This window comes from Gemmobacter denitrificans, assembly GCF_036964905.1.
Lineage (GTDB): Bacteria > Pseudomonadota > Alphaproteobacteria > Rhodobacterales > Rhodobacteraceae > Gemmobacter > Gemmobacter denitrificans.
Genome location: NZ_JBALHR010000015.1, coordinates 1 through 20,013 on the forward strand (window position 1 = coordinate 1; position 20,013 = coordinate 20,013).

A 20,013-nucleotide genomic window follows, 5' to 3' on the forward strand; every position below is an offset into this window, starting at 1 on the left:
CCCGCGAAACCCTCTTCGCAAACCCGCAGCACCCCTACACACAATCCCTCTTCGCTGCCACCCCCGTCACAGACACCACCGCAATCCGAAACCGCATCGAAAAACGAAAAAACGCCAGGGCAGTGGCCCCATCGTCCGACATGGCGGGCCGACAGAAGGTCGGCAGCGCGTAATCAGTTTTCTGGATAGAGGCGGCCAATGGTTCTGGGTACATTTCTCGATCTTCTGGAACTCAATCTGGGAGAGAATTCGCGTCCGGCCTTTACCTTCTTGCAAGGGGATGCCCGGCAGGATCTGAGCTATGCAGATCTCGGCCACAAGGCCCGGGCGCTGGCCGCGCGCATTCAGAAGCAGACCCGGCCAGGCGACCGAGTGCTGATCGTCCACGCGCCGGGTCAGGACTATGTGGTGGCCTTTGTCGCTGCCGTGTTTGCCGGGGTTGTGGCGGTACCTGCGGTCTCTCCCAGTTCGGTGAAGGGCTTGCCGCGACTGGACTTGATCGCCCGCGATGCCGGAGCGCGACTGATCCTCACCTCGACCGCCCTGGCCGAACGGATGGCCGGTTTTGCCGGGCCGCTGGCCGCGCTGCCCATGCTGACCGTTGGGGCAGACAGCCTGCCTGATGCCAGGGTGGAATGGCGCCGCCCGGTGACACGGCCCGAGGATCTGCTGTTTCTGCAATATACCTCTGGCTCCACCGGTGATCCCAAGGGGGTAATGATCAGCCATGCCAATGCTCTGGACAATCTGCGCCGCTGCCAGGCAGCCTTTGGTCTGGTGGCCGAAGATGTCATCGTGTCCTGGCTGCCGCCGCATCACGATTTCGGGCTGATTGGCGGCATCCTCTCCAGTCTGTTTGTCGGCGCCCATGCTGTGCATCTTGCGCCGCTGGCCTTTCTGACGCGGCCTGAACGCTGGTTGCGGGCCATCAGCGATTTTCGCGGCACTGTTACCGGCGCGCCGAATTTTGCCTGGGACCTATGTGCCAGCCGGATCGACGCGGAGCAAAAGGCGGGGCTTGATCTGTCCTCGCTGCGGGTTGCGATCAACGGGGCCGAACGCGTGCGCGCCGAGACGTTGGAGGCATTTTCGCAGGCCTTTTCCGATCAGGGCTTTGACCCCGGCGCCTTTACCCCCGCCTATGGTCTGGCCGAGGCGACGCTGCTGGTCAGTGCCTTGCGCGATCGGCACTCCGGTCGGATGCCGCGCAGCGTGACCTTGCAGGATGGCGGCCATGAGGAGGCCTTGCAGCATCGCGGCGCGCTGGTCAGCCATGGCGCGGCGGGCGGTCTGGTGATCGTGGATGCGCAGGGACAGGCGCTGCCACCGGGCGAAACCGGCGAGATCTGGCTGCGCGGCGGATCGGTTGCGCAGGGCTACTGGGGCAAACCGCAAGAAAGCGCACGGGTCTTCGGGCAGGTGGTCAATGGGCAAGGCGGCTATCTGCGCAGTGGCGATCTGGGTTTCATCGACGGGGGCGAATTGTTCGTGTCGGGTCGGTTGCGTGAACTGATCACGCTGGCCGGGCGCAACGTCTTTCCACAGGATATCGAACCGGATGTGGAGGCAGCACATCCGGCCTTTCGCGCCTCGGGCTGTGCAGTCATTGCGCGCGAACTGGGCGGCCAGACCCAGATCGTGATCCTGCAAGAGGTTCTGGGCAAGCGCGACCTGGTGACCGAGGGGCTGGTGGAAGACCTTCGCAGCCTGTTGCTGGAACGCCATGACATTGCCGAACTGGGCGCGATCGTCCTGCTGCGCACCGGCGATTTGCCGCGCACCACCAGCGGCAAGATCCAGCGCTATCGCTGTGCCGATCTGCTGGCGCGGGGGCAGTTCACGCCGCTCTGGTCGTGGGAAAGCCAGGGGCAGGTGGCGCAATCCGATTTCGCAGCACCACGCGATGAAACGGAAACCGCGCTGGCGGCGCTGTGGTCGGAATTGCTGGGGATGGAGCGCGTCTCGATCCATGACAATTTCATGGAGCTGAGCGGCAACTCCCTGCTGGCGACGCAGGTGATTTCGGCGCTGCATCAACGCTTTGGTGTGGATATCTCGCTGCGCGCCCTGTTCGAGAACCCAACCATCGCGCAACTCGCGCAAGAGATTGGCCGCGCGCGGGCGGAACAGGCGGCGCATGTCGCCGCTGCCGATATGGCGGCGCAGGCGATGCCGGTTTCCACTGCGCAGGCACGCGCCTTCTATCTGGATCAGTTCGCGCCGGGCGATCCGCTGTACAACCGGCGGCGCATTCTGGCTCTGGATGGCGAGGTGCGGCCCGCGGTGCTGGCCCGCGCCGCCACCGAACTGGCGCGGCGGCACGAGATCTTGCGGTATCGTTTCGCCATTCACGACGGCGCACCGACGGCTTGGCTGATGCCCCTGACCCCGGTGGAGCCGGTGCAACAGGCGGCGGACAGCCGACCAGAGATGGACCGCATCGCGCAGGCGTTGGCTGATGCGCCTTTTGATCTGATGACGGGGCCTCTGTTCCGGCTGGGTCTGGTGTCCGAGGATGAGGATACGCATCTGCTGGTGCTGGCGGTGCATGCGATCATCGCAGATGAACGGTCGGTCACATTGCTGATCGACGAGTTGGCGGCACTGTATACCGCTTATGCCGAAGGCTTTGCCACGCCGTTGCCCGACCCGGACCTGCAACATGCAGATCTGGTGCGCTGGCACGCAGGTTGGATGCAGGGGGCGATGCAGGCAGGGCTGACGGCCTGGTGGCAAGACCGGCTGGCCGATGCGCCGCAGGCCCTTGCCCTGCCGATGGATCACCCGCGCCCGCCAGTGCAAACCCATCGCGGCGAACGGCATGACTGGTTCCTGCCGCTCTCGGGGGATGATCTGGATCTCGGCGCGGCCTATGCGTTGATGCTGCATCGGCTGAGCGGGCAGAGCGATCTTTGCATTGGCATCGAACTGCCCCAACGCGGGCTGGAGGGGGCAGATAAGCTGGTCGGGCCGCTTGGCAATCTGGCGGTGCTGCGGGTGCAGGTGCAAACCGGCATGACCATCGCCGATCTGCGCCGCCACTTCGCCGAAGCGGTGCAGGGGGCGCAGGACCATGGCGCCCTGCCCTTCGATCTCGTGGTCGAGGCATTGCAGCCCGAACGGCGGCTGAACCAGTCTCCCCTATTCCAGGTCATGCTGCGGCTTGAAGGTGCCGGGGCGCCGCTGCCCCCCTTCCTGAACGCGAGGGCACGCGCCGTATCGCCGCAGATCGTGCGGTCGGAATTCGACATGACGCTGACACTGCGCAAGGTGGCGGGCGGGACCGAGGCACAGATCGACTATGCCGCCGATCTGTTCGATCCGGCCAGCATCGCGCGGATGGCGGATGTCTATGGCCGCTGTCTGGCGCAGATGGCGCAGCCCGATCTGGACGTGCTGGCAGCCCCCCTGATTGGCGCGGCAGATCATGCGCAGCAGATCGAGGTCTTGAACAATACCGGGCTGGACTTTCCCGGGCTGGCCCCCCTACCGCAGATGTTCGAAGCGCAGGTGGCGCGCAGCCCCGAGGCCGATTGCATCCTGTATGGCGATGAGCGGTTGAGCTTTGCCGAATTGAACGCCCGCGCCAACCGTCTGGCGCACGGCTTGCAGGCCATGGGCATCGGACCGGATTGCACGGTGGGCCTGTGCATCGAACGGTCCTTCGAGATGATGGTAGGGCTGGTTGGTATCCTGAAGGCGGGGGCGGCCTATGTTCCGCTTGACCCGGCGCTGCCCGCTGACCGGCTTGCCTTCATGGCCGAAGATGCCCGGGTTTCTGCCGTGCTGACGGTTGCAGCCTTGCAGGATCATCTGCCGCCGCTCCCGTGTCCGGTGCTGCTGCTGGACCGCGATGCCGACCGCCTGCCGCTCGAAGACAGCAACCTGCCCTGCCGCGTCGGCCTGCAAAATCTGGCCTATGTGATCTACACCTCTGGCTCCACCGGGCGGCCCAAGGGGGTGGCGGTGCCGCATGCCGGGGTGGTGAACCGGTTGATGTGGATGACCCATGCCTTCGGCATCGTTCCCGACGAGCGGGTGATGCAAAAGACCCCCTACAGCTTTGACGTCTCTGTCTGGGAGCTGTTCTGGCCGCTGATCTCGGGTGCGGCGCTGGTCATGGCCAAGCCGGGCGGGCATCAGGATGTGGCCTATATGGCCGGGCTGATCCGAGATCAGCGCATCACCACGATGCATTTCGTACCGCCAATGCTGGAGTTCTTCCTTAATTTGGCCGATCTGACAGGGGCCACGTCGCTACGGCAGGTGTTGTGTTCGGGGCAGGCGCTGCCGCTGGCCTTGCAGGATCGTTTCATGGCGCTGCTGCCTGCCGTGCAGTTGCGCAACATGTATGGCCCGACCGAAGCCAGTGTCGAAATCTCCAGCTGGGATTGCCGGGCCGATACCGGGCTCATGTCGGTACCGATCGGACGGCCCTTGGCCAATTGTCGGCTGTATATTCTGGATGCAGCCTTCAATCCGGTGCCGGTGGGCGTGGCGGGCGAGTTGATGCTGGCCGGTGTGCAACTGGCGCGCGGCTATGTGCACCGCCCCGATCTGACAGCTCAGGCATTCATCCCCGATCCCTTCGGGGCGCCGGGGGCGCGGCTGTATCGATCCGGCGATCTGGCGCGGTTCCTGGCCGATGGCAGTATCGAATATCTGGGCCGGATCGACGATCAGGTGAAGATCCGCGGTTTCCGCATCGAATTGGGCGAGATCGAGGCCAGGCTGCGCGCACAACCGGGGCTGCGCGATGCCCTGGTGATCGCGCGTGACGACATCGCAAATGATCGCAGACTGGTGGCCTATCTGGTGGCCGCTGGCCCCGCACGCGACAGTGACGCGCTGCGCCGCGCGCTGCTGGACAGTCTGCCCGATTACATGGTGCCCGCGCATTTCGTCTGGCTGGAAGCGCTGCCAGTCACGCTGAACGGTAAGGTGAACCGGCGCGCCCTGCCCTTGCCCGACATGAGCCGGTCGGACGCGGCCTTCACCAAGCCTAAAGGCGAAACACAGCAGGCACTGGCAGATATCTGGGCGCAGCTTCTGGGGCTGGACCGTGTCGGCGCTGAAGACAGTTTCTTTGCGCTTGGCGGCCATTCGCTGCTGGCGACGCAGGCGATTTCCAAGATCCGCGCGCGTTTTGGCGTGGATGTGCCGCTGCGTGCGATCCTGTTCGATCAGCCCAGCATCGCGGAACTGGCCCCGCTGGTCGAGGCGCTGGTGGCCAGCCAGGCCGGCTCGGTAATGACTGCGATCCAGCCGACCGACCGGCAGGGCGAGCTTGAGCTGTCCTTCTCGCAAAAGCGGCTGTGGTTCCTGGATCAGCTGGAACCGGGCAACCCGTTCTACAACATCCCCGCCCCGACCCGGCTGGAAGGGCCGCTGGACATCACCGCGATGGAGGCGGCGCTGAACCGGATCGTCGAACGCCATGACATCCTGCGCACCCGTTTCGTCACCCGCGACGCGCGCCCGACCCAGATTATCGAACCCGATTTCCGCCTGCAGATCCCGCTGATCGACCTGTCGCATCTGCCCCCCGCCGAAGCGATGGAAGAGGCGCGGCGTCTGGCTGTGGCCGATGCCCGCACCGCCTTTGATCTGGAGGCCGCGCCGCCGCTGCGCGCCACGCTGCTGCGGCTGGCACCCGAGGATCATGTGATCCTGTTCAACATGCACCATATCCTGTCGGATGGCTGGTCGATGGGCGTGCTGGTCACCGAATTCGTCGCGATCTATCGGGCCTTCGTCGCGGGGCAGCCCGATCCGTTGCCACCGCTGCCAATCCAGTATGTCGATTTTGCCGCCTGGCAGCGCCAATGGTTGCAGGGACAGACGCTGCAAGAGCAACTGGCCTTCTGGTCGGCACAGCTGCAGGACGCACCGCCTCTGCTGGAACTGCCTACCGATTTTCCGCGCCCCGCCGCGCAAAGCTATCAGGGGGCGACGCTGGATCTGGTGATACCGGCGCGGCTCTTGTCCGAGCTTTATGCACTTGGCGCCCGGCATCAAAGCACACTTTACATGGTGCTGCTGGCGGCGTTCAACCTGCTGCTGTCGCGCTATGCCCGTCAGCGCGATATCTGCATCGGCACCTATATCGCCAACCGCAATCGCGCCGAGATCGAGGGGCTGATCGGCTTTTTCGTCAACACACTGGTGCTGCGTAATGACGTTGACCCCGAGGCCCCGTTCGAGGACTTCCTGCGCGCGTTGCGGCATCGCCTGCTGGATGCCTATGCCCATCAGGATCTGCCCTTTGAATATCTGGTCGATCACCTGAAACCCGAACGGCATCTGAGCCATTCACCCTTGGTGCAGGTTGCCTTCGTGTTGCAGAACACGCCGATGGACGATCTGGATGCCTCAGGGCTGAAAACATCGCCGCTGGTTGTGGAAAGCCAGGTGTCCAAGTTCGACCTGACGCTGCGGCTGACTGAAAAGAACGGTCAGCTGGAAGGCTGTCTTGAATATGCCACCGATCTGTTCACGACACAGACCATGGCGCAGATGGCGACGCAATTCGGGCATCTGCTGTCCGAGATCGTGCGTGCGCCCCGCGCGCCGTTGCAGGCGCTGCGGTTGATGCCCGAGGCGGATATCGCCGGGCTTGCGGCGCTGGCCACCGGTCCGGCGGTGGCGCCTGAAACCCTTCCACGCTTCCTTGATGCCTTTGCTGCGCAGGTGGCGCGTGATGGCGATCACCCGGCGATTGACGGGCTGAGCTATGGTGGTCTGGACCACCGCTCCGACGCACTGGCGCGGGCTCTGGTGCAGCGCGGCATCGGCCGGGGCGATGTCGTCGGCCTGTGGCTGGGGCGGGGTGAAGGTCTGGTGACAGCGATGATTGCGGCTATGAAAGCGGGCGCTGCCTGGCTGCCGCTGGATCTTCAGGCACCAGAGGCACGGCGCGCTTTCATCCTGCAGGACGCAAAGCTCGCGCTGATTGTCAGCGATCTGGATCATCAGGCAACCTTGCCCGAAGGGACGGCCACGCTGCTGCTGGATGCCTTTGATCCGGCGCCCGCCTGCACTCTGCCCGGCGTCGGGCCGCAGGACAGGGCCTATATCCTGTATACCTCGGGCACGACCGGCTGGCCCAAGGGCGTGGAGGTGCCGCATCTGGCGGTGATGAACCATGCCGCGCATCACATCGCTTTGTGTGGGCTGACCCCCACGGATCGCGTGCTGCAATTCGCGGCAACCGGGTTTGACACGGCGGTCGAGGAGATCCTGCCCAGCCTGATGGCCGGGGCCAGCCTGATCGCCCGCCCCGAGGCGTTTCTGGATGCGGGGCAGGAATTCGATGCCCTGTTGCAGCGCCATGCCATCACTGTGGTCGATCTGCCGACCCAGTTCTGGCAGCATTGGGCACAATCCAGCACCGGCATTCCATCCAGCCTGCGGCTTGTCGTGCTGGGGGGTGAGGCGTTGACGGCGCGGCAGGTCAGCGACTGGTCTGCGCGGCCCGACACGGCGGGCATCCGCCTGCTGAACACATATGGACCGACCGAAGCAACGATCATCGCCACCGCGCAAGAGGTGCCGCATGGCCCCACGCTGGCCGATCCGCCTCTGGGTCGGGCGATTTCCGGCGCGGTGCTGCGCCTGCTGGATGATCGGCTGGAGCCGGTGCCGCCCGGCGTGCCCGCCGAGATTTTCATCGGCGGGCATGGTCTGGCCAATGGCTATCTGGGCCGCCCCGATCTGACTGCAGAACGCTTCATTGCCGATCCGTTCGGCCCTTCACAGGCGCGGCTCTATCGCAGCGGCGATCTGGGCCGGATGCTGGCCGATGGCACAATCCGGTATCAGGGCCGGATTGACGATCAGATCAAGCTGCGCGGCTTCCGCATCGAACCGGCCGAGATTGCCGCCGCCCTGCGCGCGGCGGGGGCCGAGGCCGCGCTGGTCACGCTGAGCGCGGGCGACGAACCCCGCCTGCTGGCCTATGTCACCGGCCCGGTGGAAGAAGCCGCGTTGCAAGAGGCACTGCGCGCCCGTCTGCCCGCCTATATGCTGCCCTGGCGGATTGTGGTTCTGGCGCAGTTCCCGCTGACAGCCAATGGCAAGATCGACCGCCGTGCCCTGCCCGCCCCCGAACGGCTGGCCCGCGAGGTGGGCCCACGCGATGCATTGACGGCACAGCTTGCCGCGATCTGGGGCGAGGTGCTGGGTCTGGACCCTGACAGTTTCGCCGATGACGAGAATTTCTTTGCGCTTGGCGGCCATTCGCTGCTGGCCACGCAGGTCGTTTCCAAGATCCGCAGCCGCTTTGCGATGGATCTGCCGCTGCGTGCCCTGTTCGAACAGCCAACCGTCGGCGGGCTGGCCCGGGTCATCGTGGCCGCGCAAGCCGACACTGCGCCGCAGCACAGCGCCATCCCGAAATGCGATCGCACGGGGCCTGTGGCACTGTCTTTCGCGCAACAACGGTTGTGGTTCCTCGATCAACTGGACCCCGATAGCGCGCAATACAACATCCCCGCCGCGCTGCACCTGGCCGGGCCGCTGGATCCTGCGGCGCTGACCCAGGCTTTCGCCACGGTTTTGGCGCGCCATGATGTTCTGCGCGGAGCGATCCGCCTGCAGGGCCATCAGCCGGTGATGGAGATTGCCCCGCCCGCGCCCTTCGATCTACCGCAGCTTGATCTGACGCATCTGCCCCCCGACGCAATTCAGACCCAGACCGATACCCTGTGTCAGGCGGAGGCCGCGCGGCCCTTCGATCTGGCGCGGGGTCCGCTGCTGCGGGCATGGCTGATCCGGCAAGGGCCGCAGGATCATGTGCTGCTGCTGGTGCTGCATCACATCATCGCCGATGGCTGGTCCATCGGCCTGCTGGTGGACGAAATCGCCGCCGCCTATGCCGCCGCCCGGCAGGGCCTGCCCGATCCCTTGCCGCCGCTCGTTATCCAGTACCCCGATTTCGCCCAATGGCAGCGCGACTGGCTGACCGGCGACCGGCTGCAGCGACAGGTGCATTACTGGCGCACCCAATTGGCCGATGCGCCGACCCTGCTGGCCCTGCCCACGGATCGCCCGCGTCCGGCGGTACAAAGCCATCGCGGCGCCACGCAGGATTTCAACCTGCCCCCCGATCTGACCACCGCCCTGCGCAATTTGGCGCAGGCACAAGGAGCGACCCTGTTCATGGTGATGCAGGCGGCCTTTGCGCTGCTGTTGCACCGCTATAGCGGCGAGACAGATATCCTGATCGGCACCCCGGTGGCCAATCGCAACCGCGCGGAACTGGAACCGCTGATCGGGTTCTTCGCCAATACCCTGACCCTGCGCAACCGGATCGACCCCGAGGCGCGCTTCGTCGATCTGCTGGATCACTGCCGCGAAACGGCACTGGCTGCCTATGGCCATCAGGATGTGCCCTTTGAACATCTGGTCGAGGCATTGCAACCCGATCGTCACCTGAGCCATGCGCCGCTGTTTCAGGTCATGCTGGTGTTGCAGAATGCGCCGCTGGGCACGCTGGCCCTGCAGGATCTGGCGATCACGCCGCATCCCGTTGCAGGGACCAGTGCCAAATTCGACCTGACGCTGGCCTTGCAGGAGGTCGCCGACGGGATCGAAGGCACTCTGGAATATGCCACCGATCTGTTCGATGCCGCGACCATCGCCCGGATGTTGCGCCATTTCCACACCCTCTTGGCGGCGATCGTGGCAGCGCCAGAACAAACGCTTGTGGCCCTTCCGATGCTGGAGGCCGAGGAGCGCAGACAGGTTCTGGACGATTTCAACGCCCCGGCCGTGGCCCCGCCCCCCGCGATGCTCGGCATCGTGGCACGGATTGCGGCCCATGCCGCCGAACGCCCCACCGCGATCGCCCTGCGTCTGGGCGATGCGCAGCTCAGCTTTGCCGCGCTGGAGGCGCAGTCCAATGCCCTGGCACATCGTCTGGTGGCGCAAGGGATTGGCCCGGACACTGTGATCGGCATCGCGGCCGAACGATCCTTTGCCATGGTGGTGGCGGTGCTGGCGGTGCTGAAGGCGGGCGGCGGCTATCTGCCGCTTGACCCGGATTACCCGGCGCAGCGGCTGGCGCATATGATCGCCGATGCCGAACCGGCGCTGATCCTCGCCACGCCCACGCTGGCCGCGCAGATGGCAGGTTTTGGCCGGCCCGTGCTGACGCTGGATCACCCCGAGGAGGCGGCAAACCCGCCTGCCGCCCGGATCGCGCCTCTGGCCTGTGGCTATCTGATCTACACATCGGGTTCGACCGGCACACCCAAGGGCGTCACCCTCACCCGCGCGGCGCTGGAAAACCTGATCCAGTGGCAATGCGCCACCCATCCCGCGCCCGGCCCGGTACTGCAATTCGCGTCGTTGAATTTCGACGTGTCCTTTCAGGAAATCTTCTCGACCCTGTGTGACGGCCAATGCCTTGTGTTGATCCCGCCCGGCCTGAACCGCGATCTGAACGCGCTGCGCGATTATGCGCTGGCGCAGGATGTGCGCCGGATGTTCCTGCCCAATGCGGTGCTGCAGCAATGGCTGTTGCTGGACCCGGTCCTGGATGCCCCTCCCTGCCAGATCATCAGCGCGGGCGAAGCGCTGGTGACGGGCGAGCATCGTGCGGCGCTTTTGGCTCTGCTGAACGGTGCCGATCTGTTCAACCAGTATGGCCCGTCAGAAACCCATGTGGTGACCGAACTGGCCTTGCCGGTTGCAGCAGCGGCTGACTGGCCCGACCGGCCACCGATTGGCCGCCCGATCTGGCACAGCCGCGCTTATGTGCTGGATGCCAGCGGTGCACCCGCACCGATCGGCGTCTGGGGGGCACTTCATATCGGCGGGCTGCCGCCCGCCCGCGGCTATCACCGGCAACCAGCCGCAACGGCGGCGCGGTTCCTGCCCGATCCGTTCAGCGGCCTCCCGGGCGCACGGCTCTATCGGACCGGCGACATAGCGCGTTGGCGGCCCGATGGGGCGCTGGAATATCGCAGCCGCGAGGATGACCAGATCAAGATCCGCGGCATCCGGGTGGAGCCGGGCGAGATCGAGGCCGCCCTGCGCGCGCTGCCGCAAATCGCCGATGTCTGCGTGATGCTGCGGCAGGATCACCCGGGTCTGGCGCAACTGGTGGCCTATGTCGTAGGCGCCGACGATACGCCACCGACGCCCGAGGATCTGCGCCGCAAACTGGCGGAAGTGCTGCCCGATTACATGATCCCCTCGGCCTTCATCCCGCTGGCGCGTTTGCCGTTGACGTCGAACGGGAAGGTTGATCGTCGTGGTTTGCCATTTGTGGAGCGTGGAGTTGAGGGGTCTGGCGATGAGTTGTTGGGGGTAGCGGCGGGGGTTGCCGGGATCTGGGGCGAGGTGTTGGGTCTGGCGCCGGGGTCATTGGGCGGGGAGGCCAATTTCTTTGCCCTGGGCGGGCATTCGCTGCTGGCGACCCAGGTGATTTCGCGCATTCGGGCCGGGTTTGGCGTCGAATTGCCTTTGCGGGCGCTGTTTGAACACCCGACCTTGCGCGCCCTGGCGGCGGAGGTCGAGGCGCTGATGACCTCGGGCGAGGCGGTTCTGCCCGCGCCGCAGGCCCTGCGCCACCCGCCGGGCACGGCGCTGCCCCTGTCTTTTGCCCAGCAGCGGCTGTGGTTCCTTGACCAGCTTTCCCCCGGCGATCCGGCCTACAGCCTGCCCATCGCCCTGCGGCTGGAGGGCGCACTGGACCCTGCCGCCCTGGCTGCCGCGCTGACATGGATCGTGGCGCGCCATGCCGTGTTGCGCAGCCGTTTTGTGCTGCAGGCCGGGGCGCCGGTGCAGGTGGCGCTGCCGCCCGGCCCGGTCGATCTGCCGGTCATCGACCTTTCGGCCCTGCCCGAACCGGCGCGCGACACGGCGCTGATGCAGGCGGTGCAGGACGAGGCCGCGACGCCCTTCGACCTGACCTCGGGCGCCCCCTTGCGGACGCGGCTGATCCGGCTGGGCCCGGATCACCATGTGGTCGCCCTGAACATGCATCACATCGTGTCGGACGGCTGGTCGATGGGGGTTCTGCTGCGCGAGATGGCCGCCGCCTATACCGCCTTTGCCACCGGCACCGCGCCCGATCTGCCCGATCTGCCGCTGGATTATGCCGATTACGCAGTCTGGCAGCGCGACTGGCTGCAAGGCCCGGTGCAGGCGCGGCAACTGGCCTATTGGCAGCGCCATCTGCAGGGTCTGCCAGGCCTTCTGGCGCTGCCCACCGACCATCCGCGCCCGCCGGTGCAAAGCCATCGCGGGGCCGCCCTGACCCTGCAGCTGGAGGCCCCTCTGGTGCAGGCCCTGCAAGATCTGGGACGCAGTGCCAATGCGACCCTGCATATGGTGTTGACCGGCGTACTGGCCGTGCTGCTGTCGCGCTGGAGCGGGCAGGACGATCTGGCCATCGGCACCCCGGTCGCCGGGCGCCGCCATGCCGCGCTGGAGGGGTTGATCGGCTTTTTCGTGAACACACTGGTGATGCGCTGCCAGGTCGATCCGGCGGCCGATTTCGCCACCCTGCTGGCCCGGCTGCGCGACGAGGCGCTGGCCGGTCAGGCGCATCAGGATCTGCCCTTCGAACAGCTGGTCGAGGCGCTGGCCCCGGCCCGTGATCTCAGCCATGCGCCGCTGTTCCAGGTGATGCTGGCGCTGCAGAACGCGCCCTTGGGCGAAATGGGCTTTGGCGGGCTGCGCCTGGCACCGATGGGCTTCGAGACGCGTCATGCCAAGTTCGACATCACGCTGAGCCTGCAGGAAGACCCGACCGGCACCGAAGGCGTCCGCCCGCTGATCGGCACGCTGGAATATGCCGCCGATCTGTTCGAACCCGCAACCATGGCGCGTTTTGCCGAACAGTTCCTGCATCTGGCCCGCGCCGTGGCGGGCGGGGCCGCCGGGCCGGTGGCGGCGCTGCCGCTGATGGATGCCGAGAGCCGCGCCCGCAAGGTCCAGGCCTGGGCGGCCCGACCGGCCCCCGAAGGCACCCGGCAGGGCGCCACCCTGGCCGCGCTGTTCGAGGCGACGGTGGCCCGCAGCCCCGACCGCATCGCCCTGCGTCATGAAGGGCACAGCATCAGCTATGACGCGTTGAACCGCCGCGCCAACCGCCTGGCCCATCGCCTGATCGCCCAGGGCGCCGGGCCAGACCAGATCATCGGCATCTGCACCGAACGCAGCCCCGAGATGATCGTGGCCATCCTCGCCATCCTCAAGGCCGGCGCGGCCTATCTGACGCTCGACCCCGACCACCCGGATGACCGCATCCGCTACATGATCACAGACGCCAAACCCCGCGCCGTGATCACAACCCGAAACCTCATCCCCCGCCTGCAAAACCTCGGGATACCAGACCACCAGATCCTCATCCCGGACGCAAAAACGACCGGCGCAAACACAGATACAAACCCAGAACAAAAGACAAACCCAGACACTCTCGCCTACGTCATCTATACCTCAGGCTCAACTGGCAAACCTAAGGGAACAATGGTCGCGCATCGTGCCATCGTGAACCGTGTCGTCTGGCTGGACCGGGCACTGGCGATCACGCAAGACGACCGCATCATCCAGAAAACCCCCTACGGGTTCGACGTGTCGGTGGGCGAGATCTTCCTTCCGCTGGTGGCCGGGGGAACGCTGGTGATCGCGCGGCCTGCCGGGCATATCGATGTCAGCTATCTGGCCAATCTGATCCGCGAGGAACGCGCAACCATCGCGCATTTCGTGGCGCCAGTGATGGAGGCCTCGCTGGCCGTCGCTGATCCTGCGGATTATGCCAGCATGCGTTTTGTCATGTGTTCGGGCCAGGCCTTGCCACGTGCAGCGCAGGACAGGTTTGAGCAGCTTTTGCCGCATATCCGCATGCACAACCTTTATGGTCCGACCGAGGCCGCCGTCGAAGTGACGCATTGGCCCTGCGACAGCGCCGATCCACGAACCGGGCCGGGCGTGCCGATCGGCCGCCCCATCGACAACGTGACGATCTACATTCTGGATGACGCGCTGAACCCGGTTCCGACCGGGGTGCCGGGGCATCTCTATATCGGCGGGGTTGCCCTGGCACGTGGCTATCTGAACCGCCCCGATCTGACCGCAGCGGCCTTTGTGCCCGATCCTTTCGGGCCGCCGGGGTCGCGGATGTATCGCTCGGGCGACCGGGCGCGCTATCTGCCGAATGGTGCCGTGGATTATCTGGGCCGCAGCGACGAACAGATGAAGGTGCGCGGCGTGCGCATCGAACCCGGCGAGATCGAGGCCGCGATCCTGGCCTGCGGCTTCCGCGAAGCTGCGGTGCTGGCAGGCGTTGACGCCAGCGGCGAATTGGGTGTGCTGGCCTATGTCGTGGCGCCCCGGATCGACGAGGCGGAGCTGCGCGAGGCGCTGTCGGCAAGATTGCCCGATCACATGATGCCTTCCGCCTTCATGGCGATTCCAGCACTGCCCCTGACCCCGAATGGCAAGTTGGACCGCAAGGCCCTGCCCGCCTTCGATTTCACCGCCGCCACCGAATTCGTGCCCCCCGGCACCCCGACCGAGATTCGGGTTGCGGCGATCTGGGGCGAGGTTCTGGGCCGCGACCAGATCGGCATTACCGACAACTTCTTCAAGCTGGGCGGCCAATCGCTGAAGGCAGTAACGGCGCTGAACCGGATCCGGCAGGAATTTTCGGTCGAACTCGGGCTGGAAAAGGCCTTTGCCCTGCAAACCGTCGGCATGCTGGCCCGGCACATTGACGGGTTGCAGGCGGCCAAGGCGGGCAGCAAGGCACAAGACAGAAAGACGTTGCGCATATGACCGCTGCAGAGCTGTTTCACCACCTGAAGACCCTTGGCCTTGATCTGTCGGTCGATGATGGCGACCTGATCCTGGAAGGACCGGTCGAACAGCTGGACGAGGCGGTGATCACTGATCTGCGCGCACAGAAGTCGGCATTGATCAGCTTGGTCGAGGCGCAGCACATCCGTCCGCGCGCCACCCTGGCGCAGGATTGCCCGATGTCGTTCCAGCAGCAGCGGTTGTGGTTTCTGGATCAACTGGCACCTGGGGAGGCGGCCTATAACATCGCGGCGGCCTACCGGCTGCGCGGCGCGGTGGAGACGGAGCGTTTTCAGGCGGTGCTGGATCGGGTCGTGGCCCGTCATGCCGCCCTGCGCACCAGCTTTGTCGTACTGCCCGAGGGGCCGGTGCAACGGATCTCGGCGCAAGCCCGCGTCTCATTGGAGCTGCATGACTTGCGCCCGCTGGGTGCTGCCCGGCATGAGGCGGCCCGAAAAATCGCGGCAGAGCATGCCACCCGCGGCTTTGATCTGACCGACGCACCGCTGTTCAGGGCGGCATTGATCCGGTTAGCTGCGGATGATTTCGTGCTGGCGATCAACATGCATCACATCATCTCGGACGGGTGGTCAATCGGGGTTCTGCTGCGCGATGTGGTGCAGGCCTATGCCGGGCTGGATCTGGCACCGGCCAGGCTGGACTATGGCGATTATGCGATCTGGCAGCGCGGCCCCGGCGGGGCGGTGCAGGCTGCAGACGAGGCCTACTGGCAGGCGGTGCTGGCTGATCTGCCGGGCCTGTCCACCCTGCCACCGGATCATCCGCGCCCGGCTTTGCCCGATCATGCCGGGGCGCGCGAGACACTCAGCCTGGATGCGGCGCTGGTAGCCCGGCTGCGGCGGCGGGCGGCCCAGCAGGGCGGCACGCTCTATATGCTTCTGCTGGCCGGATTCGGGCTGGTTCTGGCGCGTCATCTGCGACAGACCGATCTGTGCATTGGCAGTCCGGTCGCCAATCGCACGCGGCCCGGGCTGGACGAGATGATCGGCTTTTTCGTCAACATGCTGCCGCTGCGTATCGCGCCGCAACCCGATCTGACGCTTGCCGCCTATCTGGAACAGGTGCGTGACCGCGTGCTGGCGGGCTTTGCCCATCAGGATCTGCCCTTCGAGCGGCTGGTGGAACGTCTGGGCGTAGAACGGCAATTGAGCCATGCGCCACTGTTCCAGACCGTGCTGGTGTTGCAGGATGCCGGGACAGGCCCGATTGACCTTCCGGGGCTGGAGGTCGAAGCCCTGCCGCCCGAAACTGTGGCTGCCAAGTTCGATCTGACGCTGACCCTTGCCGAAACCGGCGAAGGCGGACTGGTGGGCGATCTGACCTATGCCAGCGCGCTTTATGATCCGGCGCGGATGGGCCGGGTTGCCGGGCATTTTGCCAACATGCTGCATGCCATCGCCGCAGCCGATCCCCAGACACGGCTGGCCGATCTGCCGATGCTGGCGTTGCCAGAGCAGGTCTTGCTGCAGGGCGCGCTGTCCCAGGGTCAGGTCCGCCCCGCGATGCGCGATCTGGCGGCCCGGGTCGCCACTCTGGCGACCGAGGCACCAGAGGCTCCGGCCGTCACTTGCGGCACTGACCACCTGACCCGCGCCGAATTGAACCGGAACGCGGATGCGCTGGCACTGCGTTTGCAACAGGCCGGGCTGGTGCCGGGTGAGATTGTGGGGATTTACGCCACCGCCTCCGTCATGCGGGTGGTGGCCATGCTGGCGGTGCTGCGCGCCGGAGGGGCCTGGCTGCCACTGGATATGGCCTATCCGGCGCAGCGTCTGGCAATGATGGCCGAAGATGCCCGGCCGCGCCTGATCCTTGCCGAGGGCGCGTTGCCCTTTGTCCCGACCTGTCCGGTGCTGGACCTGATGGCGCCCTGTCCGCAGGGCACGCCCCATACCGCCCCTCCCCATCCAGAAGCACCGGCCTATGTGATCTTCACGTCCGGCTCAACCGGACGGCCAAAGGGCGTGATCGTACCGCATCGTGGGCTGGAAAACCTGTGCCATTGGCTGATTGGCATGTTCACCCCCGGCCCCGGCCAAAGGATCAGCGCGCTCGCCCGCTTTGGCTTTGATGGCTCGGTTCTGGAATGCTGGATGGCGCTGGTCTCGGGGGCAGAACTCGTTCTGGCGCCCGAGGCGGTGTTGGCCGATCCGGCCCGCCTTCTGGAATGGTGGGCATCACAGCGCTTGCAGATCGGCTTTCTGCCGACCCCGCTGGCCGAACTCGCCATGCAGGGGAATGAGGTACCAGAGGGGCTGACCTGGTTGCTGACGGGCGGCGACAGGTTGCGCCAGACACCGCCCGCCGGGGCGGGCTATCGGCTGGCCAATCTTTATGGCCCGACCGAGGCGTCCAGCGTGGTAACGGCGGGGGCGATTGCGGCGCAAGACAGCCCGCCGCCTATCGGCACCCCGATCGACAATACCGGCATTCATCTGCTGGATAGCGCTTTGAACCGGGTCCCCATTGGCGCAATCGGCGAATTGTACATCGCCGGACCAAGCCTTGCGCAGGCCTATGCCGGGCGCCCGGACCTGACGGCGGAGGCATTTCTGCCAGATCCCTTCGGCCCCCCCGGCGCGCGCATGTATCGCAGTGGCGATCTTGCGCGTTTGCAATCCGATGGGCGCCTGGCCTATCTGGGCCGCGCCGATGCGCAGATCAGCCTGCGCGGCTATCGCATCGAACCGGCCGAGGTTGAACGGGCCCTTCAGGACCTGACGGCAAACGCACCCTGTCTTGTATTGGAACGTGGCGGGCGTCTGCTGGCCTATGTGCAAACCGCGGCCAGTCTGGATGCGGGGGCGCTGCTGGAACGTCTGGCACAGCGCCTGCCGGACTACATGCTGCCCGCAGCGGTGCTGACGCTGCGCGACTGGCCGCTGACCGCCAATGGCAAGCTGGACCGCGCGGCCCTGCCGGTGCCGGATCACGAGACAACGGAATTTGAACCGCCGCAGGGTCAGGTGGAGACCGAACTGGCAAAGATCTGGCAAGCGGTTCTGGGGCTGGATCGGCCGGTTGGTCGGCACGACAGTTTCTTTGCGCTCGGGGGGCATTCGCTGCTGGCGACGCAGGCGATGGCGCGCATCCGGGCCGTCTTTGGCACCGATCTGCCGCTGCGCCTGATGTTCGAAACCAGATCCTTGGCCAGCCTCGCGCGGGAAATCGCGGCAGCGGGTCCGACAAATGTACAGGCGCTGCCCCCCCTGTTGCCGCGTGAGGCCGGTCACGGGCCGGACCTGCCGCTGTCCTTTGCACAGCAACGGCTGTGGTTTCTGGATCAACTTGAACCCGGCAACCCGTTCTATTCCATCCCCGCCGCGTTGCGACTGAAGGGGCGGCTGAATGAAACCGCGCTGGAGGGCACGCTGGAGGCACTGGTCCGACGCCATGAAAGCCTGCGGACCACATTTCCGATGCAGGCTGGCAGCCCGGTGCAGCGCATTGCCACCGACATGGCGATCCCGCTTGTGCGACGCGACCTGACCGGCTTGCCGTCCGACCAGATCGAGGCCGAGGCGACGCGTCTTTCGCTGGAGGAAGCACATCGCCCCTTTGATCTGGGGCGCGGGCCGTTGTTGCGGGTCAGCCTGTTGCAGCTGGGCGACGAAGATGCCCTGCTGCTGTTCAACATGCATCACATCATCTCGGATGGCTGGTCGATGGGCGTCCTGATTGCCGAAGTGGCGGCACTTTATGGTGCCATGCTGCGGCAAGAGCCTGATCCCCTGCCTGCCCTGACAGTGCAGTATGGCGATTTCGCACTCTGGCAACGCAACTGGCTGACCGGAGCGCGGCTGAAAGAGGCCGAGGATTTCTGGCTGGCGCAACTGGGCGGCCTGCCGCCGGTGCCGGTGCAACTGCCCACCGACCGGCCGCGCCCCGCCGCACAAAGCCATCGCGGCGCGACCCATTCCTTAGATCTGGACGCCGAAACCACGGTCGGCCTGCGCCGCCTTGCCGCCCGGCACGGTGCGACGCTCTTCATGGTGCTGAATGCCGCCTATGCGGCGCTGCTCGCGCGCCATAGCGGGCAAAGCGACATCGTCATTGGCACACCGATCGCCAATCGGCGCGTACCCGCGCTGGAAGCGCTGGTCGGGTTCTTCGTGAACACGCTGGTCCTGCGCCATCAGGTCGAGATCAGCGAGCCCTTTTCCGCGCTGCTGAACCGCGTGCGCCAAACCGCGCTGGCCGCCTATGATCATCAGGATCTGCCTTTTGAACATCTGGTCGATCTGCTGAACCCTACGCGTGATCTGGCCCATGCACCGATCTTTCAGGTCGCAATGGCCTTGCAGAACATGCCGCGTCAGGCCCTGGATTTGCCCGGCCTGACCCTTACCACCAGCCGGGCCGAGGCGGTGACCGCCAAATTCGATCTGTCGCTGACCCTGTTCGAAACCGGCGACCATCTGCACTGCGATGCGGAATATGCCACCGATCTGTTCGATGCCGCGACCATCGCGCGGCTTTGCGCCGATTTCGTCCGGCTGTTGCGGGCGATTGTGGCCAACCCTGATCAGCCGCTGCATCTGCTCTCACCACCGGACGCGGCAGAGCTGGACCAGCTTGCCGCCTGGAACCGCACCGCCGGGCCGATTGCCGCGCCCTCGGTGATTGATGCCTTCCGCGCCCGCGCGGCTGCCCATCCGCATGCACCGGCATTGATCTGGCAAGACCAGCGCATGAACTATGGGGAACTGGATCGTGCCAGCAACCGTCTGGCCCATGCGCTGCGCGCCGCCGGGGTGCGGCCCGGGATGCTGGTTGGTCTGGGCACCGGGCGCGGCATTGCCCATATCTGTGGTGGTCTGGCGATCCTGAAGGCGGGGGCCTGCTTCGTCATGCTGCCGATGGACGCCCCGGCAGAGCGTCTGGCCTATGTGTTGGCGGATGCGGGGCTGGATCATGTGATCGGTTCGGCTTCCGGCCCCTGGCCCGAGCGGATCAAAGTCATCGACCCCGAGGGCCGGGGCTTTCCTGAAACCCCGTTGCCTCCCTTTGCCCGGGTGGATCGCGCCTATGTGGTTTACACCTCTGGCACCACCGGACAACCCAAGGGCTCGATCAACACCCAATCGGGGCTGGCGAATTTCTGCGATTGGTGGGGCAGGATGCTGGAACTTGCGCCGGGGCGGACCGTCTCGGCGGTGTCCAACGTCGCCTTTGACGGGAATA

At 65.8% G+C, this 20,013-nt stretch carries 2 protein-coding genes (1 of these 2 only partly in view); both read left to right on the forward strand.

Features of this window, described 5'->3' with window-relative positions:
- The first annotated feature begins 198 nt into the window (after positions 1 to 198).
- On the forward strand, positions 199 to 14,787 hold the full coding sequence (locus V6590_RS17645; protein ID WP_335425005.1) for a non-ribosomal peptide synthase/polyketide synthase: 14,589 nt from the start codon (positions 199 to 201) through the stop codon (positions 14,785 to 14,787).
- Positions 14,784 to 20,013, forward strand: partial view of a non-ribosomal peptide synthetase gene (locus V6590_RS17650; protein ID WP_335425006.1) — the start only. 8,666 nt of this gene lie beyond the right edge of the window; the window shows 5,230 of its 13,896 coding nt (coding positions 1–5,230); it begins with the start codon at positions 14,784 to 14,786; its stop codon lies beyond the right edge, outside the window. The genes V6590_RS17645 and V6590_RS17650 overlap by 4 nt, the downstream gene beginning before the upstream one ends.

Coding starts and splice junctions, on each gene's coding strand:
- V6590_RS17645 (WP_335425005.1), top strand. CDS start 199: ATGGTTCTGGGTACATTTCTCGATCTTCTGGAACTCAATCTGGGAGAG.